This is a genomic window from Streptomyces sp. 1222.5 (genome assembly GCF_900105245.1).
GTDB lineage: Bacteria > Actinomycetota > Actinomycetes > Streptomycetales > Streptomycetaceae > Streptomyces > Streptomyces albidocamelliae.
This window is the reverse complement of the sequence record NZ_FNSZ01000002.1, coordinates 11699-30913: the sequence shown is the minus strand read 5'-3', so window position 1 is coordinate 30913 and position 19215 is coordinate 11699. Positions and strand designations below refer to the sequence as shown.

General features: G+C 69.4%; 17 protein-coding genes and 2 pseudogenes. 10 read left to right on the top strand and 9 right to left on the bottom strand.

The genetic code is table 11. The annotated features are described in order from the left end of the window. Positions 1–93: 93 nt before the first annotated feature. From BLW57_RS39670 to BLW57_RS39655, 4 genes are all read right to left on the bottom strand, one after another. Positions 94–348 carry a hypothetical protein gene (locus BLW57_RS39670; RefSeq protein WP_143051669.1) on the bottom strand — a complete coding sequence of 85 codons (255 nt, stop codon included), beginning with the start codon at positions 346–348 and terminating at the stop codon, positions 94–96. After that, positions 321–1286 (bottom strand): oxidoreductase, encoded by a 966-nt coding sequence (locus BLW57_RS39665; protein WP_093481174.1) that lies wholly within the window; start codon positions 1284–1286, stop codon positions 321–323. The genes BLW57_RS39670 and BLW57_RS39665 overlap by 28 nt, the downstream gene beginning before the upstream one ends. Positions 1287–1319: 33 nt before the next feature. Then, positions 1320–1862 carry a carboxymuconolactone decarboxylase family protein gene (locus tag BLW57_RS39660; RefSeq protein WP_073901779.1) on the bottom strand — a complete coding sequence of 181 codons (543 nt, stop codon included), beginning with the start codon at positions 1860–1862 and terminating at the stop codon, positions 1320–1322. A 238-nt stretch (positions 1863–2100) separates the two neighbouring features. After that, the gene (locus tag BLW57_RS39655; protein ID WP_093481173.1) at positions 2101–2376 is read right to left on the bottom strand and encodes a hypothetical protein; all 276 of its coding nucleotides are present in this window, start codon (positions 2374–2376) and stop codon (positions 2101–2103) included. 107 nt (positions 2377–2483) lie between these two features. Here BLW57_RS39655 and BLW57_RS39650 point away from each other — a divergent pair, with 107 nt between their 5' ends. From BLW57_RS39650 to BLW57_RS39640, 3 genes are all read left to right on the top strand, one after another. Continuing rightward, a complete protein-coding gene (locus tag BLW57_RS39650) occupies positions 2484–3491 on the top strand; it encodes a helix-turn-helix domain-containing protein (RefSeq protein WP_093481172.1) in 1008 nt (335 codons plus the stop codon). A gap of 627 nt (positions 3492–4118) precedes the next feature. Beyond that, the gene (locus tag BLW57_RS39645) at positions 4119–4655 is read left to right on the top strand and encodes a carboxymuconolactone decarboxylase family protein (protein ID WP_093481171.1); all 537 of its coding nucleotides are present in this window, start codon (positions 4119–4121) and stop codon (positions 4653–4655) included. A 17-nt stretch (positions 4656–4672) separates the two neighbouring features. Continuing rightward, a complete protein-coding gene (locus BLW57_RS39640; RefSeq protein ID WP_093481170.1) occupies positions 4673–5995 on the top strand; it encodes an MFS transporter in 1323 nt (440 codons plus the stop codon). A gap of 71 nt (positions 5996–6066) precedes the next feature. On the opposite strand, the gene BLW57_RS39635 is transcribed toward BLW57_RS39640, so the two are convergent. Beyond that, positions 6067–6354 carry a DUF4287 domain-containing protein gene (locus BLW57_RS39635; RefSeq protein ID WP_073901732.1) on the bottom strand — a complete coding sequence of 96 codons (288 nt, stop codon included), beginning with the start codon at positions 6352–6354 and terminating at the stop codon, positions 6067–6069. A 145-nt stretch (positions 6355–6499) separates the two neighbouring features. Next, complete coding sequence (locus BLW57_RS39630) at positions 6500–8245, bottom strand: carbamoyltransferase C-terminal domain-containing protein (protein WP_143051668.1); 1746 nt, start codon at positions 8243–8245, stop codon at positions 6500–6502. Positions 8246–8529: 284 nt separating this feature from the next. Between BLW57_RS39630 and BLW57_RS39625 the strand changes: the two genes are divergently transcribed. From BLW57_RS39625 to BLW57_RS41865, 3 genes and pseudogenes are all read left to right on the top strand, one after another. Then, positions 8530–8745 (top strand): hypothetical protein, encoded by a 216-nt coding sequence (locus tag BLW57_RS39625; protein ID WP_093481168.1) that lies wholly within the window; start codon positions 8530–8532, stop codon positions 8743–8745. Between the two features lie 123 nt (positions 8746–8868). Beyond that, entirely contained in the window at positions 8869–9486 is a 618-nt protein-coding gene (locus BLW57_RS39620; RefSeq protein WP_256339885.1) for a TetR/AcrR family transcriptional regulator, read from the top strand. 277 nt (positions 9487–9763) lie between these two features. After that, positions 9764–9972 (top strand): annotated as a pseudogene (locus tag BLW57_RS41865) (DUF6879 family protein); the annotation flags it as partial. Between the two features lie 65 nt (positions 9973–10037). Here the strand turns inward: BLW57_RS41865 and BLW57_RS39605 are convergent. The 3 genes and pseudogenes from BLW57_RS39605 to BLW57_RS39595 form a co-directional block, all read right to left on the bottom strand. Continuing rightward, positions 10038–10803 (bottom strand): annotated as a pseudogene (locus tag BLW57_RS39605) (transposase family protein). A gap of 317 nt (positions 10804–11120) precedes the next feature. Next, positions 11121–12017, bottom strand: a complete 897-nt coding sequence (locus BLW57_RS39600) for an alpha/beta fold hydrolase (protein ID WP_093481167.1) — start codon at positions 12015–12017, stop codon at positions 11121–11123. A gap of 277 nt (positions 12018–12294) precedes the next feature. Beyond that, complete coding sequence (locus BLW57_RS39595; protein ID WP_176986002.1) at positions 12295–13197, bottom strand: LysR family transcriptional regulator; 903 nt, start codon at positions 13195–13197, stop codon at positions 12295–12297. A gap of 50 nt (positions 13198–13247) precedes the next feature. Here BLW57_RS39595 and BLW57_RS41740 point away from each other — a divergent pair, with 50 nt between their 5' ends. The 4 genes from BLW57_RS41740 to BLW57_RS39575 all read left to right on the top strand — a co-directional run bounded on the left by BLW57_RS41740 (position 13248) and on the right by BLW57_RS39575 (position 19119). Continuing rightward, entirely contained in the window at positions 13248–13403 is a 156-nt protein-coding gene (locus tag BLW57_RS41740) for a hypothetical protein (RefSeq protein ID WP_176986001.1), read from the top strand. A 1133-nt stretch (positions 13404–14536) separates the two neighbouring features. After that, positions 14537–16039 carry a tetratricopeptide repeat protein gene (locus BLW57_RS39585; RefSeq protein WP_093481164.1) on the top strand — a complete coding sequence of 501 codons (1503 nt, stop codon included), beginning with the start codon at positions 14537–14539 and terminating at the stop codon, positions 16037–16039. Positions 16040–16190: 151 nt separating this feature from the next. Further along, complete coding sequence (locus BLW57_RS39580) at positions 16191–17357, top strand: MFS transporter (RefSeq protein ID WP_093481163.1); 1167 nt, start codon at positions 16191–16193, stop codon at positions 17355–17357. Then, on the top strand, positions 17344–19119 hold the full coding sequence (locus BLW57_RS39575) for an alpha/beta hydrolase family protein (RefSeq protein ID WP_143051667.1): 1776 nt from the start codon (positions 17344–17346) through the stop codon (positions 19117–19119). Before BLW57_RS39580 ends, BLW57_RS39575 begins: the two co-directional genes overlap by 14 nt. Positions 19120–19215 lie beyond the last annotated feature (96 nt).

The following is a 19215-nucleotide window of genomic DNA, read 5'->3' as shown; positions in this document are numbered from 1 at the left end:
CGGTCCGGGCCCGTGGCGAGCACGGCAGAAGAAAAACCCGCACCCACTTCGTGAAGTCGCCCTCACCCTCGCAGGGCCCATCGGGGCCCGCCGTCACCGCAGCAGCAGCCCCTCGTCCTCGACGCCGCCCGCCTCTGGCACGGTCCCCGGCCATAGCCGGAGCGGCCGGTCCGCCGCGTCCGTCGGAGGCACGTCGCCGTCCGGCAGCACCGCGTCGAAGTTCCGCCACATCCACGCCCAGGCCGCCACCGGCCGGATCCGGGACCGATCCGCGATGCCCGCACCCACACCGGCCGCGATGTTCTCCCCGGCCACGGCGATCAGCCCCGGGCTCCTGTGACCGGACACACGCCCACGGCCGGCTCAGCGAGAACCGGCGCCGGCACGAACGCGTACCGCACCCCGGTCAGTTCCTCCGACAGCTCCCACAGCCGGCCCTGCGCCGCGGCATCGCGCGCCGCCCGGCTCGACCGCGCGGGCACCGGCGCCCCACGGCTCCCGAACCGCCGGGCAGGCCCCAGATAGGCACCCCCGGGCACCTTCGGATCCGTCGCCGCCCGCAGCGACGGCAGCGCCGCCGCCTGCGGCGGCTGGGCCAGCCAGCGCATCCCTGCCGCGACCACCGGCCGCAGCACGGCGGGAGCGTCGCCGTGCCACAGCCCGGTCGGCGACAGCCCCGGATGCGCGGCGAGTGAGACGGTGGCGGCACCGGCCGCGCCGAGACGGCGCTGCAACTCCCGTGCGAACAGCAGGTTCGCCAGCTTGGAACGCCCGTACGCCGTCACGGACCGCCGCCCGGAGCCGGACCGTGCGCGGTCCGCGTCGACACCGCCGAGGCCCGCACGGTGCGCAAGGCTCCCGACCGTGACGACTCGCGAACCCGGCACCCCAGTCATCAGACCGAGCAACAGCCCCGTCAGCGCGAAGTGGCCGAGGTGGTTGACCCCGAAATGGGCCTCGAAGCCGTCCGTCGTACGCCCGTACGACGGGAACATCACCCCGGCGTTGTTGACCAGCAGATCCAGGCGCCCGTGCTGGTCGCGCACCCGCGCGGCGGCCTCGTGCACCGAGTCCAGCGACGCCAGGTCGAGTTCGACCACCTCGGTGCTGCCGCCGACCCACGCGGCCACCGCCCTCGCCCGCCGCGTACTGCGGCAGGCGAGGACCACATGCGCCCCGCGGGCCGCGAGCACCCGGGCCGTCTCCCGGCCGATGCCGCCCGAGGCGCCGGTGACCAGCGCGGTCCTGCCGCTCAGGTCGGGAACATCTGCTGCGGACCACGTCATGCCGTCCTCCTCGGACGCCGGACGCACGCCAGGTCAGCGCGCGGCGCCATAGCCGTGCTCGACGATCAGCCCGGCCGCCACGTCGTAGAACGCGGGGTCCGACGGCACCTCGGTGGCCAGGCCGTTGACATAGCGGTTGAACATCGCGAACGCGGCCGCGATCAGGACCGTGTCGTGTATATGAGCGTCGGTGGCGCCCTCCGCCCGGGCGGCCGCGACCGCCTTGTCCGACACGGGAGCGGCCTTCTCCTGCACCTCGGCGGCCACCGCCAGCAGCGCCCGCAGCAGCGGGGAGATCGGGGCCGTACCGGGGTCGGCGAGCACCGCGGCGACCAGCTCGGCGCCGCCGTCCAACTGCGCCGCCGCGAACGCGCTGTGCGAACCGGCGCAGAACTCGGTGCAGTTCAGGTTCGATACGTAGGCGGCAATCAGCTCGCGCTCCCCGCGGCTCAGCGGAGAGGAACCACTGCGCAGAAGGGTCTCCGCGACCTGCGACAGCACGCCCGCGGTGTCCGGGCGCTGGGCGAACAGCCCGCTGATGCCGGGGAGGTCGTTGGTCAGCTCGATGTGGGGCACGATGCGCATCCTTTGTCTGCCGCGATACCGACGAAAGGACATCATCGTCGAAACCCCTGACGGGCGGTCAACTCCCAATTTGCGGACCCTGCGCGGCCGGCGTGCCAGGTGCGCACTCAGTGAGAAGCGCCCGGCCGCCTGCTAGTCCAAGAATGGGGACATGGCAAGCAACACCCGGCAGAACAACGGGACTTCGGCAGATGGCCGTGCCGGTACGGGCACGTCCGGCCGTCTGCAGTCATGCCTCGGCGGGACAGACCAGCCGCCACGCACTCAGGGCACCGGTCACCGCCAGCGCCCGTCGGCACACATCCCGGCACTGACGGACGGCACTCGGCCCGTCCGGCGCCAGCAGGAACGCGGCACCCCGGGCGCCGGCACGGCTCACGTGCAGCCGGATGTGCTCCATGCCGTCGTCCGGGCCGCACACCGCCCACACGGCGGCGAGCAGGACGTCGCCAGGCAGCTCCGGCGCATCGTGCGGCTTGGCGAAGGCGAACTCGACGAGGTGCACACAGCCGAGTGTGCCGTACGCCGGCGGGCCCGTCCCCGACCTGACGGGGCCATGAACATGCCGTGGCACGCATGTGCCCGGCGCCCACACGACGCGGGGGGACGCTGATGCTGCGCGTACTCGGACTGGACTCCGGTACGGAGGCCGTCTACCGGCTCATGCTGGAACACCCCTCCTGGGGCGTGGACCGCCTGGTCCGGGAACTCGGCCAGGACCGCTCCGCCGTCACCACCGCCCTGGACACACTCGCCGACCTCGCACTCCTGCGCAACGCGGCCGCCGAGGAGGACACCCGCAACACCCCGCTACTCGTGCCGCCCCGAGCAGGACTCGGCGCCCTCCTGGACCGTCGCCAGGACGAACTCGACCGCACCCAACTGGAGATCGACGCCGGCCGCGCCGCCGTCGCCGACCTCCTCGCCGACTACACCGCGCTCGGCCGCACCACCGGCGCCGGCGTGGAACGCTTCACCGGCGCCGAAGCCGTCAGCCGCCTGCAGGCCGACCTGACCGCGCAGGCCGGCAGTGAACTGCTCGCGCTCGTCCCCTGCACCGGGGCGGACGACGACCCCTGGAACCTCGACGTCCCCCTCCACCTCCACCTGCTGGACCGGGGCGTGCGCGTCCACATCCTCCACATGGACAGCACCACGGGCTCGGCCCGGAACCGCGAGGCCGCACACCGGCTCCTCCGCGCCGGCGCCGAGATCCGCACCCTGCCCGCCGTGCCGCTGCACCTGCGCCTCGTCGACGGCGCGAGCGCGGCCCTGCCCCTCGACCCCGGCGACCCCGACGGCGGAGCCGTCCTGCTGGGCGAACCGGGCGCTCTCGCCGCACTGCGCGCCCTGTTCACGCACCTGTGGGACACGGCCACCCCCTGCGACGGCACAGACGGGACAGACGGAACCGGTGACGGCGCCGAGCAGGCGTACTCACCACGAGAACGCGCCCTGCTCCGCTTCCTCGCCGAGGGACTCACCGACGAAGCCGCGGCCCGGAAACTCGGCATCTCCCTGCGCAGCGAACGCCGGATGATCTCCAGCCTCTCCGACCGGATCGGCGCCCGCAGCCGTTTCCAACTCGGCCTGCAGGCCGCCCGAAGCGGCCTGGTGTGACACACCGGTGCCAGGGCATTTCTGTGCCGCGCGAAACTGCTGACAGCACCCTTGAGGGCATGTCAGAGTCATTGCAGAGAACGGCACGGAAAGCACACGGAACCCCGCTGAAAGGGCCGCTCCATTCCACCAGCAACGCTCCCTGAAGTCACACCGATTCCCTCCGGAAAAGGCGTGCGAACCCCGGCTCCCACATCCGTTTCCCCCGGCGAAACGAGCCATCCGAACCCCGGCAACCGGAAAGGAGAGAACCATGTGACGCTGGACCCCGCTGAAATGCCGCCCGGCGGCACAGCGGGGTACGCGGACAGGTGAGTCGGCCCGGGCAAGAACGGCCGCCACACCAGCACGCGCCGCCCACACACCGGTGCGGCCTCTCCGGGCATCCCCCCATCAGCGCCCCCGAGGCCACCGACGGCCGACACCGTGCCGACGACGTCACCACCGACATCCCCTCACCGTCGACCACGGCCACGCGTGCGACGGCGGCCACGCCGTCGCACCGGCCGTCCGCCAGAGCGGACGACACCCAGCAACTCCACACAGCACAAATAAAGTTGGTCTCCGCTGCCATATGTGCCTCACGATGAGGTCCGCCACCCCTCCCGCAGCGAAGGAACCTCACCCGTGCCGCACATCCACCTCGACAGCGACCTGCCCGGCATCAGAGGCCTGATGAGCGACCGCCCCGACACGGCAGCCCCGCTCAACGCCCTCGCCGACCTGATCCTGCGCGGCGACTCACCCCTCACCCGCGGCGAACGCGAACTGATCGCCAGCCACGTCTCCGAACGCAACGCCACCCGCTTCTGCGCCGACACCCACGGCGCGGCCGCCGCCGCCCAGCTCGACGACGGCAAAGCCGTCGTCGAAGCCGTACACCGCGACCCCGGCACCGCCCCGGTCACCCCGCTCCTGCGCGCCCTGCTGCGCGTCGCCGGCGAAGTACAGCAACAAGCCGCCCCCGTCTCCGACGAGGCGATCGCCGCCGCCCGCAACGCCGGCGCCACCGACACCCACCTGCACGACACCGTGCTCATCGCGGCCGCCTTCTGCATGTACAACCGCTACGTCAGCTGCCTGGCCACCACCCTGCCCACCGAGCCCGGCTACTACGAGGAAGCGGGCCGGCGCATCACCGCACACGGCTACGCCGCCGTCTGAAGGAGCAACGGCCCGTCATGCCCACCGCCACCCCGCAGCCGTCGCACCGCCGCGCCGTCGCCGCCACCGTCGTCGGCAACTTCATCGAGTCCTTCGACTGGCTCGGCTACGGCCTCTTCGCCCCCCTGTTCGCCACCCGCTTCTTCCCCTCCCACAACTCCCTCACCTCACTCCTCGGCGCCTTCGCCGTCCTCGGCATCGGCGTCCTCGTCCGGCCGATCGGCGGCATCCTCCTCGGCCGCCACGCCGACCGGCACGGCCGAAGACCCGCCCTCATCCTCGCCATCTCCCTGATGGCCGGCGGCTCCCTGCTGATCGCCCTCACCCCCTCCTACGCGCACATCGGCCTCCTTGCCCCCCTCCTGCTGCTGCTCGCCCGCACCGCACAGGGCATCTCCCACGGCGGCGAATGGCCCGCCGCCACCGCCTACCTGATGGAAGTGGCCCCCCGCCACCGCAAAGCCACCTACGGCAGCCTGTTCTCCCTCTCCACGTGCGCGGGCGCCTTCACCGCCTCCCTCCTCGGCGGCGCCCTGACCACCGCCCTCGGCCCCGGACCCATGGCCTCCTGGGGCTGGCGCGTGCCGTTCCTGATCGGCGGCATCCTCGGCCTGGTCCTGCTCGTCCTGCGCACCGGGCTCGCCGAGACCGAGATCTACCGGCGCGAGGTCCACTCCCGCCGCGACCGCGGCTCCCTGCGCCAACTGCTCCGCGCCCACCGGCGCAGCGTGCTGACCGCCACCCTGTTCGTGGCCGGCACCGGCGCCGTCGGCGGCACCTGGACCGCGGTCGTACCCGCCCTCGGCGGCCGCCTCGCGACGCCCGGCACCATGATGTGGGTCGTGGTCAGCGCCACCGCCACGATGATGCTGCTCAACGTGCCCATCGGTCTGCTCGCCGACAGGATCGGCGCCACCCGGCTGCTCGTCGCCGCCAGCGCCTTCTTCGCGGTCACCGGCTCGGTCTCGTACCTCACGATGACCGGCACCTTCGCCAGCCTGCTGTTCACCTACGGCTCCGGCGTGGTCTACCTCGTCTGCGCCACCACCGTGCTGCCCAAGCTGCTCACCGACATCTTCCCCACGAAGGTCCGCGCCCTCGGCGTCGGCCTGCCCAACGCCGTCATGAGCGCCGTCCTCGGCGGCATCGCCCCCGCCGGCGCGACCTGGGCCGCCGAGCACGACGCCTCCGCCTGGTTCATCACCGGCGTGATGGCCGCCGTCCTGCTTGCCGTCCCCGCGTCTCTGCTGGCACCGGCCACAACGGCGGCCCCCGCCGAGACCGCCCCGCCCACCGGGACCCAGCGCGAGGAACCGTCACTGGCCACCACCGGCAGCTGACACGCACGAGGCCGGCTCCCAGCAGGGGGGAGCCGGCCTCGTGCGTGCCGCGGCAAAGCGGCGGCGCCGAATCAGGGGCGGTTGGCCTTCCCGTCCAGCCACAGCGTGTCGGAGTCATCGCGGTGCGTGCCCTCCGAACCGACGTGCTTGGCGGAGATCTGCGCGCCGTTCTTGAAGACGTGCACCAGAGCCATCCCATGACCCCGGCCCAGCCCGTAGTCCTCCTTGAGCCACTCCAGGACCGGGCCCGCCTTCAGCTCCGGGCCCTCAAAACCGCGCTCCTTCGCCAGCTCGATGAACTGGCGGGGCGTCAGGCCCGTCTTGTCCTCGATGTTGTCCAGGTACGCCTGAAACGACATGTGCTCCTCGCTTCCCGAATCGTCCGCGCCGACGACGGACCCACACACCCAAGCGTGCACTCCGACTCGCCGCCGTTCCCCCTCGGCACCACCACTCACGGCGACTTCGCCACGTCGCTCCGCCGTCCGGCCGGAAGACACCGCCTCACCCGCGGACGATCAACCGGTCCTCAAGGATCAGGAAGTCCAGAGCACACTGCTCGTACGTGCGCAGCACGTCATCGACCGAGTGCGCGATGGGCTCGCCCAATGCGTTCAGCGACGTGTTGATCAGCACCGGAGGCAGTCCCGCCCGCTCCATCCGCGTCAGGATCCGGGCGAACGGGCTGTCGTCGGCGGCGACGATCTGCGCCCGCGCCGTACCGTCGACATGCACCGCCTCCCGCATGACCTCCCGGGCATGGTCGGTGACGGCGGTCGCCCCCAGCATGTACCGCTGCAAGGGGTCCTTCACCTCCCAGAACCGGGCCGCCGTCGACGCGAGACTCACCGGAGCCAGCGGGCGCCACGCCTCCCTGCTCTTGGCCACGTTGATCCGGTCACGGACCCCCTCGACAGAAGGCATCGCGATCAGCGACCGGTGGCCCAGCGCACGCGGGCCGACCTCGGCCCGCCCGACCGCGACACCGCCCACCGCCCCGCCCTCCAGAAGGTCCACCACACGGTCCAGGTCCAGGTCGACGGCTCTCAGGTCCACGGGCACCTCCCCCCTCAGCGAACTGCCCAGGAACGGATCCATCCGCTCGGGCAGAGCCGGCCGCCGCACCGTCCACGCCGCACCCAGCGCGACCCCGCCGTCGTGCGGTACCGGGGGACAGAACACCGCACCGTCCAGCCGGCCGTTCGCCGAGCAGTTCAACGCCACCCCGCCGGACAGGCACACCGCGTCCGCACCCGTGATCTTGCGGCTCCACTCCACGAGCCGGACCAGCTGCTGCTCGACCGCTACCTGCGCACTCCACGCCAGCCGCACGGACTGCGTGTCCTCGTGCAGCAGCCGGCTGGGCGTCAGACGCTTGGGCGCCAGCCGCGCCAGATGGCCCCGCCACGCCTGCATGACCGCTTCCTGCTGCATGTCCGCATGGTGCGCGAAGAGCGGACGCCCCTCCTCGTCGAGCATCGGGAACGGATCCAGTCCCGCCCCCCGCCCGTAGGAAGCCAGACCCATCGTCTTGCCCGCGTTCAGCAGCCCGAGATTCAGATGACGGGACACAGCGGCGTACATGTCGCCCAACGAACGGCTCTGCGGCATACGGTCCCTGCGGACAAGTTCACCGGAAGGCCTGCCGTGGAAGACGCTGATGCTCTCGTCCTCCCCGTTGCCGTCCATCACGAGCACCGCCGCCTCCGGTATGCCCGCGGCGTAGAACGCCGACGCCGCATGCGCCCGGTGGTGCTCCACGAACACGAGCTCCGGCCGGTGCACGGCCGGATCGAACCCCAGCCGGCGCAGATAGGCGTCGGTCGAGCCGAAGCTCCACCCCTCACCCGTGATCGCGGCAACACGCGGCACGTCCCAGCCAACCGCGACCACATCGATGTCGCCCAGCGAGACACCGGCGATCTCCAGGCACGCGCCGATTGCGTCCGTAGGATCCTCGAAGATCCCGTACCGCTGACGGGAGATACGTTCCTGTTCCTCCATGGCCACAACGCGGCCCCACTCGTCCAACAGGCACGCACTCGGATCGTGCCCGCCGAACGGACACTGCTCGGCCTGCCGCAGGGTCGGCGGCGCGTTGACGCCCAGGATGTAGCCCATCGGTGCTCCCCATCTGATCTCGACGCGCGTTCTCGTCGCCCCGCAGGCCGCGCTACCCCCGAGAATCGTGCGGCCACCCGCCCGGGACCATCCGGACTTGCGCAAGCCGCCCCAGCGGTCAAGCCCCACCGACACTCAGCCAGGTCCCACCCGGCCGCGGCTCGTCGTGCAGCGTGCTTCACCCCGCGCGGACGCGCGGACGGACGACTGCCGGGCTCCGCGTCGATCAGGCGATCGAGTGCTGTCCACCGGCCGACCCCCGCCCCCGCACGGTCCCCCGCCACGCGGCGACAACGCTCCGTGAACCTGGCGAAGTCGAGCCCGAGAGCCCGCGGCCTCTCGGGCCGCACCGACCAGTGGCTCATCGTGGTTTCGGCGGAGAGAACCGCCAGGCCGGAGAGAGGAGAGAAGAAGTGATCTCCAGGAGCCAACCCGAGGAACCCGAGGAGACCACGGAGGGCGACGACCCCCAAGAACCAGACCATCCCTACGGCTTCTACTCCCGATCGCTCAAGGACAGCGTGTGGGACGCGGTCCCCGCAGTGCCCGACCACATCGGCAGACACCTCGCCGAGAAGTGGAGCGCCCTGGCCTCGGACACCGCGACGAACCAGGAGCACGAGGACTGAACTCGGCGGTCACACCGACGGACGGATAGGCCTGACTGTCCAGTACGCGAGGCGCTTGCTGATGACCGGAGGAGACATGGAGACCAGGGAGCAGGGGCGGTCGGCCGCAAGCATCAGGCGATCATGGAGGCCGCGACCCAGGTGTTCATGGAGAAGGGCTACGCCGGCACCAGCATGGACGACATCGCCAAGCCGGCCGCGGTGTCCAAACAGACCGTCTACAAGCACTTCGCGAACAAGAAGAAGCTCTTCGCAGAGATCGTCCTGGCCACCACCGACCAGACCGACGCCGTGATCGAGCCGGCGGCGGACGCCCCCACCGACGCCGCCTCACTGGACGAGAACCACAACCGGCTCGCCCGCCGCTTCGTGGGCACCCTCACCCAGCCCCAGGTGCTGCAGCTGCGGCGGCTGATCACCGCCAACGCCGAAGCCTTCCCCGAACTGGGCACCGCCTGGTACACCCAGAATGTTCAACGGGTCCTGGACACCCTGGCGGCCACCTTCGCGCGTCTGTCCGATCAGCGGCTGCTGCGCGTGGACGATCCGCTCCTGGCCGCCAACCACTTCGCCGGCCACCGGCTCACCCCAGCACACCGAGACCGACCTCGACCACTACACAACCGCCGGCGTCCGCACGTTCCTCGCCGCCTACCGCTGAGCGCCACGGCCCCACCGACCGCCCTATGGCGTGCCGTCCGCTTCACACCGGGCTCTGCAGGCGGAGGGCGCGTCGAGTGAGGTGACGGCGCTCGTGGGCGCTGACGGTGCGACGGGTGGCCTCACGACAGGCACGCGCGGCAGCCTCGTACCGGCCGAGCACTTCCAGCAGGTGGGCACGGGTGACGAGAAGCCGGTGATGGCGCCCCAGACGCTTGTCGCCCTCCAGCTCCGCCAACAGGTCATGAAGAGCGAGAATCTGCGGCCAGTCGACGGCGTGGGGCGCAGCGCAGGGAGGCGGCCTCCCGACGGCCACACGGCGCCGGCAAGCGCCGAAGCAGAGACGTTCGTACGCCGGAAGCGGTTCGAGCGCGTGCGGCTGGTCGACGACCCAGTCACGGACGGGCAGCGTTTCCTTCTCGCGAGCGCGCCCGGTTGGCCGCGGGCGAGGTCATCCGCAACCTCCCCCGCGCTCGGGCCGTGCAGCTGCGCCTGCCGGACTACGACTTCTGGCTCTTCGACTCCCGGATCGTCGCCCGGTTCGCCTTCGACGAGGACGACACTTCTGCGGCCCTGCTCCAACCGGATGGCGATCCGCTTTCGGAAGTCGGGACAGTGAGGCTTTTCCGACCTCAGCTTGACGTTGCCAGGTGAAGGGCGAGTACGGCCTTGACCAGGTCAGTGACGCGGGTGGTGCTGCAGCGGAGCTTGTGCAGCAGTCGCCAGGACTTCAGGGTGGCCATCGCCTGCTCGCCGACCGCGCGGATCTTGGCGTGGGTGACGTTGACGTTTTTTTGGCCTGCGGAGAGCTTCTCCCAACGGCCGCGGTAGGGGACACGCACGGTGCCGCCGGCGCCCTGGTACCCCTTGTCCGCCCAGCACCGGACGTCGGCCTCGGCCAGGGCGTCGATGACGCCGTGGGTGCGGGCGGCTTTGATGTCGTGGACCGCGCCGGGCAAGGCGGGTGAGGCCCACCGCAGGCGCCCGAACGGGTCGGTGATGACCTGCACGTTCATGCCGTGCTTCTTGTGCTTCCCGGAGTAGTACGGGCGGTCGGCGGCGATGCGGTCGATGGACAGCAGGGTGCCGTCGAGGATGACGAACGCCTTGCGTGCGGCGGTGCGGGCGGCCGGTGGCAAGGTCGGGGGCGACGGCGGCCAGGACCTCCACCGCCTCGGTGACGTAGCGGTAGACGGTGGCGATCCCGCCACCGAACCCGGCCGCGAGCTGGGCGTAGGTGTGCCCGCACCGCAGATGGGCCAGGACCAGCAGGGCCTGCCGGTGCGCGGGGAGCCGGCGCCACCGCGTGCCCCGCTCCCGGCGTCGGGTGGCCAGCAGGCGGGAGAAGTACCGCAGGGTCGAGGTGGACAGATCGATCCCCGACGGGTAAACAAGCACGTGAAGCTCCGGGCGGACAGGTTGCTCTTGGTCGACAACCCGTCTACCAGGGGCTTCGCCCTTGTGTCAGGCCAACTCCGAGACGGCGTAAGCAGGTTGGGAAGGCTGACTGAGTGGACGCCTCATGTCTAACGTTCTGCGGAGCACGGCCTCCAGTCACGAATCCCCGTGACACCGGGCCGCCTCACCGGGTGCGGCGACACTGCAGGCCGCGGTGACGCCGGGGAACGTCCGTGCGGTGCCGCGCCCGGCCCTCTCGTTACGCCACCTTCGGCCTGCTCATGTCCGGACGTCGCGGCACGGGACGGTGCCGGACCTCAGCCGGCTGCGAAGAAGTCGAGGTAGGCCTGGGCCAGAGCGGTCGGGTTCTCCAGCGCGATGTTGTGACCGGCCGCGGGAATGACGACGCCGTGGACGTCGTCGGCCACTTGCGCCATCTGCTGTGCTACCGCGTCCCCGAGGTATTCCTCGGCTCCGACGGCCAGGACCGGGCAGCTGAGCGGGTCGGCATAATGCGGGCGGTTCTGTTCGGCGTCGGTCTGCCGGGCGCGGTACATCTCCAGGATGGCCCTGGTGCCACCGGGCTGCTCGGCCGAGTGCACGATCTCGTTGACGTCTTCCTCGGCCAGCGCGCTGGGGTCCCACATCTGGCGGCGGGCGTAGTACGTCCAGAAGGGCCGTTCCCGTCCGGCCAGCAGTAGTTCGGGGATGTGCGGCAGGCTGAAGAAGCTGAAGTGCCAGCCGGTGCGGCCGTCGTCGGGGGCGAGCGAGGGGTCGGGGCCGCCGCCCGGCATTCCCGGGCCGACCGGAAGTCCCGGCAGGAGCGTTTCCTGGAAGACCAGTTGCCGCACCCGGGGCCGGTGGAAGGCGGCGACGGCATAGGCGATGGCCGCGCCCCAGTCTTCGCCGGCGACGCGGAACCGGTCGAAGCCGAGGTGGGTGGCGAGTGCGGCGACGTCGGCGGCCATCGTGGAGGTGTCGTAGCCGCACAGGGGGCGCTGGGAGCCGCCGGCACCCCGGTTGTCGAGCACGATGACGGTGTAGTGCGGGGTCAGCAGCGGTACAACGTGACGCCAGTGGGCCATGGTCTTCGGCACGCCGTGCACCAGGAACACCGGCTCGCCGGTGCCGCCGATCGCGTAGTGGATCTCCACACCGTTGACCTTGGGCTTGCCGTGTGTGAGCCGGACTCCGGCGTGGTCAGTGAGGTTCACCTCAGTGACCTCCTTCTTCTTCTCATGGGCTGTGCAGGCGCAGACCGTGTGGCGGATCGTCCGGAGCGGCGTTTCTTCGCCGCCGTCCAGCCGGTGTCCGCGGTCGGCGTCAAAGCTTCACCCCCCTTACAACCGCGCCTCCATCGCCGCTGATGTCGCGTGCGTCGCGCTTGCCCCAGATGGAGTCCATCTGACGATCAGATGGTGGCAGCGCGGGCGCCTCCGCAGCCGCGCCGCTCCCGGGTCGGCAGGGCCGCGGTCGCCGACGGGCGGCGGGTCAGCCGCCCGCCGAGCGGACGCGCAGCAGTTGATCGGCGAACCGCGCCGCTGCTGGGCTGGTCTCGCCCGCCGGGGGCAGCATCAGGTGGATGTGCCGCTCCAGACGCACGCCCTCGACCTCGACGAACCGCAGGACGCTGTCCGGGGCGGTCAGCACCGGGTATTGCAGGCCGGTCGGAGCGAAGCCGATGCCGACGCCCGCGCCGACCAGTGCGAGGAACAGTTCCCAGTCGCCGACCTCACAGACGACCCGGCGCTGGATCCCCTCGGTGGCGAACGCGGCGTCACTGAGCAGGCGGGCCGTCCACCGCGGGGGCACCTCGACGAACCGCTCGTCGGCCAGTTCCGCGAGGGTGACGTCGGACCGCTCCGCCAGGCGGTGATCGGCACGGCAGACGAGGCGCAGCGGCTCCCGCGCGAGGCCGGTCATCCGGACGCCGGGGATCCGGCCGACCGCGGGTCCGATCACACAGTCCACCTCTCCGGTCCCGACCATCGAGATCATCGTCAGCGCGGGCCCGTACTGGAGGCGCAGGTCGATGCCGGGGTGATCGCGGGTGAACTCGCCGAGGTAGGAGGCGAACGGCACTAGATGCTGGGCGGAGAGCCCGACGCCCAGACGCAGGGTGCCGATGAGCACGTCACGGGTGTGGTGCACGGCCTCTTCCGCCTGCGCGGCGCTGATCACGGTCCGGCGTGCCGGGCCGACCAGGGCTTCGCCGGCCGCGGTGAGCCGGACCGGCCGAGTCCCGCGGACATAGAGGGGCGTGCCGAGTTCGCGTTCGAGGGCCTGGAGCGAGTTCGACAGGCCCGACTGCACGATGAGCTCCCGCTTTGCGGCGCGGGTGACGCTGCGCTCATCGACCAGCGCCAGAAAGTGCCGTAGCTGTCGGAGTTCCATCGGCCGCCCCCTCCAGGACTGCGTTGCAGTGCATCCGGACAGTTCCATCTGTGGGACAGATGCAGCCTATCTCCGCACGCTGCCGCCGGATCGCCATCGACGTTCCGACCGGCGTGGTTGACGCCGACGAACCAGTAAGGAACACCATCAAGGACGCCCACGGAACGCCCAATGCGCGGACCGCGGCGCAGCTCGACGAGAGGTGACAGGACCGACCGGGGCCGGCGGGCAGCGTCGCCCCCGGCCGGCCGTCGTCAGGCCGGGGGCGCGCCGCGATTCAGGGCGAGACGCGGGTTTCCGCCGTCCTGCGTCTGACCAGCTCAGGCCGATGATGGAAAAGGCTCAGTGGATCGCGCGGTGGGTCCTGACCGGCGACCGTCGCGCCCTACACGAGCATCTCGTCCGGTCGCCCTGCACGAGCATCTCGTCGGTGCCCGCTCACGATCATCTGCTGTGGGAGCTCGGTCCGAAGTGCTCGCCGATGACCTCGAGGGTCTTTGCGCTTGGCTTCGAGGGGCGACAGCTCCTCGTCGGCGAGCAGATCGTCGAGGGAGTCTTCCGGAGCGATGACCCCTGCGGCCTCCAGCGCCGGGCGCAGAAGATCGGGCCGGGCCCCGCTGGGGTAGTAGCCGGCACCTAGCTCGCAGTGAAGGAAGGAGGGTCGTCCGGCCTGGGTTCGAAGATCAGGATCTCGGCGCCGCCTCGGGGCACTGCCAGGTCCAGAGGACCAGCCGCCGCTTTGGCCGAGGCGGCCGACGCAGTAGGTCAATGACGCGACGGCGGGGCTGCGTTGTGGTGGGCGCGAACCCGGCATCCACGGTCCGGTAGCCGCCTGGGCCGGTTACCGGACGCGCACCTTTCATGGCTGGATTACGACGTAGCGGATCATCCGGTCTGGTCTGCAAGGGCTTCCTCGGACGGCAAGGGAGAACTGGGCGAGAGTCGACAGTCGCTCGAGGTTCCCCAACTCTCCATGGATGGCTGGACTTCATCGTTTTCCAGCAAACTCCAAAGCGATTGTGATCCACGTCACGACTTTGGTTAGCACAATATGAGTTGCCTCTCGAAAGTTAGGTGAGTTAAACCTTGATTCATCCCCGGGCAACCGTTCGGGAAATGAGAAAGGAGAATGCGATGAAGCTCATCAAGGCTGCTCCCGCGGTCAAGAAGGTCACGTTTTCTGTGATGTACAACGCCCCGGTCTGATCCGCGGCACCACCTATTCGTGGGGGGCAGGGACTGCCTGCCCCCCACGGGCGCGATTTCATTACGAATTTAACTTGTGAGGGATACGGGGGCCGGGGTGCGCCATTTCGTCGTTTCAGCCGATCGTGGAGTCGTGAACTTTTCGCCGGTCAAGGCATTGATCGACGTGACGGACAGATCCGGCTGGCCGCGAGAGGCGCTGATCGGACTCAAGCTGATCTCCCCGGACGACCCGTCCTGCTCCGGCATCGGCACTGAAGCGAGCCTCACGGACGCCGCTCAAGCCCAGGACCGCATTCGGTTCTTTCTCAAGGACCGACTCGTCCGGAACTTCCGTGATGTCGGCAGGGCGTGGCTGTCCGCTGTCGGACCGTGCGTCGTTGAGGTGAACCACGCAGAGCTACTCGACGAAGGCAGTCGGCTGTTCCTGGAGACTCTGGCGACTCTGCCGGAACGGGACGTCGAGGTGCGACTGCGAGTGGGCGCGGGCGGTTCCAGCGTCACGGCCCATCCTCCGAAGAACCCCCGGGAAGAGACCATCAACCGGCTCTTCACCCAAGTCGGGACGCTGTCGCAGGCCGAACTCGACCATTTGTACGAGCAGGCCGTGGAGTACCTGAGCGTCGGAGACAGTTGGACGGCAGAGCGGATTCTGCGGGGCATCCAGCCCCGCCGCGACGTGCCGGCTGTCTGGGGGCGCCTCGGTCTGGCATACACCATGCAGGGCAGGACCCTGGAAGCGGAGTTCTGCTATCTCAGGTGGCGCAGCGACCCGGACCCTGTCGGTGTGGCCGGCGCGGACTACGCACTGTCCATGCTCTACGCGCGCCATCACCCTGCGTACCTACGCTCCCTGGACCGGACCGCCGAGTACCTGGAACACGGATACGCGGCCCTCGACCAGGTGGACGAGGACGACGAGCGGGATCTCACCTTCCACCGGGTCTTCAACCGGAACGGCTATGCCCTCGTGGAATTTCGGCGCGGGCGTATCGACGAGGCGATAGAGCACCTGACAACGGGGATATCGAAGCTCCGTAACGGCACTGCGGTCCATCGCATGCACCAGACGGTTTTGATTTACAACCTGGCGCAGTGTTACCGGCGAATCGGCAGAATTGATTCTGCCATCGATACCTATCTCGAGCTGCTCGCTGTCGATGGGAAAATGCCGGAGTACCACATGGAGCTCGCCAACTGCTATCTGAGCTCGGAGCGGTTCGACGAAGCACTGGCCAGTCTCACGGAGGCAAGGGATCTGGGTCCCTCCATCCAGGAGGTGCACTCTCTGCTGGGCTTCACATATTTGCAGCTCGGAAAGACCACGGAGGCGCTCGACGCCTACCGCGTCGCGCACGAATGCGCACCGCAAGACACCGAAGCGCTGTATGACTACGCGTACCTACTGGCCGAGTCCGAGCAGCCGGAGAAGGCGTTGCAGCTGGCCTGCAGCGTGGATCACGCTCTGCTTCCGCAGGACCAGGCGGTGAAGCTCCTGACTCTGGCGGCCGAGCAGCACGCCCAGCTCGGGGATCTGCCGGCGGCTCAGTCGGCGCTGGAAGAAGTCCTCGCACTCACTCCGAACAACCCCGACGCCCGTGCCAACCTCGAACAAGTGGCGGCCGCCATGGCGTGACCAGGCCCGCCAATTCGCGCTACCCGGCGTGCTCGAAGCAAGGAATCTTGTGTCCAAAGCCCAGAAGACGTCTACGCGTTCCTCCGACGGCAGGCCAGTAGATCATGGCCTGCCAGTCCCGGGTGCCCGCCGTGTTGCGGCCTACACCTTCATGTTCTTCACCGGCATGTGGCTCTCGAAGACAGTGCACCCGCTGTACTTCAACGCGCACGACGATCTTGTGAACTTCGGTCTCTCCTACACCGCAATGGCCATCGCCGGTACCACGTCGGTGTTCATCGGCCGGCTCTCTGACCGGGTGGGACCACGACTGGTTCTCGTCGCGGGCACCGTCCTCTACTCGATCGGCATGTCACTGCGCATCGTCCACGACAGTTCCTTCGTGGCGGTGGCTTCCGGCCTGGTGGCGGGGGTCGGGGCCTCATCGGTGTTCATCGGCCTTCGCACCTGGACCCTGCACAACACCACCGAGGTGCAACGGGCGGGCATCGTGTCCCGCCGGGAGTTCATGAACCAGGCCGGGACGGCTCTCGGCATGGGCACCGCTGGTGCGCTCGCCGCGTTCATCGGTACGGGCGACCGGGGATACGTTTTCGTGCTGCTCATGGCCGCAGGCTGCGTTCTGTCCGGGCTGCTCCTCATCCCCCCGACCCATACCAGTACGGTCCCCGCCGGCCAGGCAAAGAGCAGTGAGGCGGGGTTCGCCACGGTGTTCCGACAGCACAAGGCGCTGGCGCTCGGCGTTGCTGGCCTCGGGCTTCTGATGGGCTCCTACGTCAGCATCCTCAGCCCGTACCTGCCGCTGCTGCTTGCCGAGCGCGGCGTGCCCGTAGCTCTCGTGGGTGTCGTGCTCGCGGCAGCCAGCGTCGTCCGGCTGACCGCAGCGGCCGTCGCCGGGAAGTATCTGCGCGAGCGTTCCCCCATGGCGGTCTTTCTGGTGTCGGAAAGTTGCTGTGCGGCAGCCACCTTGATCCTGGCCCTGTCTGTGAGTCCCTGGCTGGCGGCCTGCGCCCTGGCGGTGCGCGGTGCCTTCCTGCTTGGAGCAACCATCTCCCAGGAACTGCTGCAGCTGAGCGCTTTCCCCAGCGGCCTGGCCGGGGTTCTCTTCGGGCTCGTACAGAGTGCCTTCCTGGCCGGCGACTCTTTGGGGGGCGCGGTAGGCGGCTGGCTGTATCACCAACTCGGCAGTTCCCACACAGTACTGATCGCCACAGGGCTCACCCTGGCCAACGCACTGCTCGTACCCACCTTCTACGGCCGTCTGCGCAAAGTCGCCGAGGCCGATCCGGAAAGGCAGAGTGCGCATGCGACTTCCTGACGCCATCCCCCAGCGCCACGTAGCACAGGTCTTCTTCACCGAGCGCGGCAGGTTCTTCCTCTCGTGGGCCACCGGCCCGATCCTGGGCTCGGTTCAGGAAGACGGCACCCTGCACATCGAAAGACCCGTTGGCGCGGAAGGCGCCCCGGCCAACGCCCGCATTCCTCTCGACGGTGATGCCGTCCTGTTCGTCGAAGCACGTGAAGCGTTCGTGGCCGTGCACATGAACGACACAGGCGTCGTAGTCGTAGAAACCGGCCTACGCGGGGAGAGCGAAAGCTGGACCGCGCCGTTGCCACCTTCGGAGCACGGCCACCGGACCCTGACGGATGTTGTGCACGGCTGGGACCAGGACGGCGACCCCTGCCTGGTGCTCACGGTCGAGGACAGCGTAGGGACCGTCGCGTTCCTGCAGATCGGCCCGGGCAAGCGTGGATGGACCCACAGGCCTTCCAGCTCGGGGCAGTTGCTGCACTGGGACCTTCGATACGACGTGGCCGTCATCCGCGAAGACCGCGGTCCATGGGACTCCGAGCTTCACCTTGAACGTCCGCTGTCACTGTCCGCCCCACAGTCGGTCGTCGCTCGATGGGCAGACGGCTGGGAGGGGCGCGCTCTCCTCATCGAGACACCGTCAGGCGCTGAGAGCTGCCTTCGGGTGTGGGACCTCACGTCTTCCTCTTCGATCCGGGTCGCCGGGCCGGCCGGGCACATCGACGACGCACGCTTCTTGCGTGACGGCAGCGAGCGTGTCCTGATCGTTGTCACCGACGACGGTTCCGACACCCTTCACGTGACGGACCCGCAGAGCAAGGAGAGCGCACCGCTGCCCCTGCACGGGACCGGCCGCATACGCATCCGGGCAGCCGGCCCCCAGGGGATCGGGATGTACCGGGTCTCGACATTGCAAGGGTCCTCGTGGATCTGGCTGGACCTCGACGTGAACCTGCATCAGGCCAAGGGCGAAGTGCCCCCGTATGAGGGGCAAGCCGCACTGTCCCATGCCTGGTACGGCCGGACGCCGGTGCTCCAATACCTACCGAAGCGGCCTCCGGTGGCAGCTGTGGTCTCCCTCCACGGCGGACCTGAGTCCCTGGAACGCGACGAACTCCGCTGGGACGGGCTGTACCGCGAACTCCTCGACGCCGGGGTCGCGGTCATCGGGCTCAACTACTGCGGCTCTACCGGATACGGTCCGGACCACACCCAGCGCGCATGGAAGAGTTGGACCACCGCGTTCCAGGAGGACGTTGACTCATGCATCGCGGCAGCCGCCGCTTGGGGAATCGCACCAGCGGACATCGCCCTTCTCGGCGGAAGTTTCGGCGGCGCGCTCGCCCTGCTGGGCTGTGTCCTCCGTGAGGACCTCGCCGGCGCAGTTGCCAGTGCCCCGCTCATCGACATCCGGCGCCATGCAGAGCAGGCAGCAGCGAGCGATTCCTCCTACCGAGAGTGGTTCGGAGAGCGGTTCGAAATCGCCGCGTCAGCGACTTCAGCACAGCGGGTCTTCGACCCGAAGCACCTGTCCACGACGGCTCCCGGACAACGCGTCTTCGTCGTCCACGGCAGTGAGGACGAGGTGACGCAATGGCAGCACAGCAAGCTAGCGGCCGACGAGGCAGCACGCCAAGAGCTGCCCTGGACACTGGTCATCGAAGCGGGGGCAGGTCACGTTCCCAACGCCCTCGACGAGGTCGAGAACCGATACCGGAACATTCGCTCGGCCCTTCTGGATGTTCTGAGGATCGATAAAGGCGCCTGAGCCAGATTTCAAGGAGTATGCGATGAGGAACGCAGCGAAGCTGCTGGCAGGAAGTTTCCTAACTGCGGCTATAGCCACGAGCGGTACGGTGCCTGC

What these genes read in the sequence shown, in the direction of transcription:
- BLW57_RS39650 (WP_093481172.1), top strand. Translation starts at nt 2,484, where the DNA reads ATGCTGCGCGTACTCGGACTGGACTCCGGTACGGAGGCCGTCTACCGG.
- BLW57_RS39620 (WP_256339885.1), top strand. Translation starts at nt 8,869, where the DNA reads ATGGAGGCCGCGACCCAGGTGTTCATGGAGAAGGGCTACGCCGGCACC.
- BLW57_RS39665 (WP_093481174.1), bottom strand. Translation starts at nt 1,286, where the DNA reads ATGACGTGGTCCGCAGCAGATGTTCCCGACCTGAGCGGCAGGACCGCG.
- BLW57_RS39580 (WP_093481163.1), top strand. Translation starts at nt 16,191, where the DNA reads ATGTTCTTCACCGGCATGTGGCTCTCGAAGACAGTGCACCCGCTGTAC.
- BLW57_RS39640 (WP_093481170.1), top strand. Translation starts at nt 4,673, where the DNA reads ATGCCCACCGCCACCCCGCAGCCGTCGCACCGCCGCGCCGTCGCCGCC.
- BLW57_RS39575 (WP_143051667.1), top strand. Translation starts at nt 17,344, where the DNA reads ATGCGACTTCCTGACGCCATCCCCCAGCGCCACGTAGCACAGGTCTTC.
- BLW57_RS39595 (WP_176986002.1), bottom strand. Translation starts at nt 13,197, where the DNA reads ATGGAACTCCGACAGCTACGGCACTTTCTGGCGCTGGTCGATGAGCGC.
- BLW57_RS39635 (WP_073901732.1), bottom strand. Translation starts at nt 6,354, where the DNA reads ATGTCGTTTCAGGCGTACCTGGACAACATCGAGGACAAGACGGGCCTG.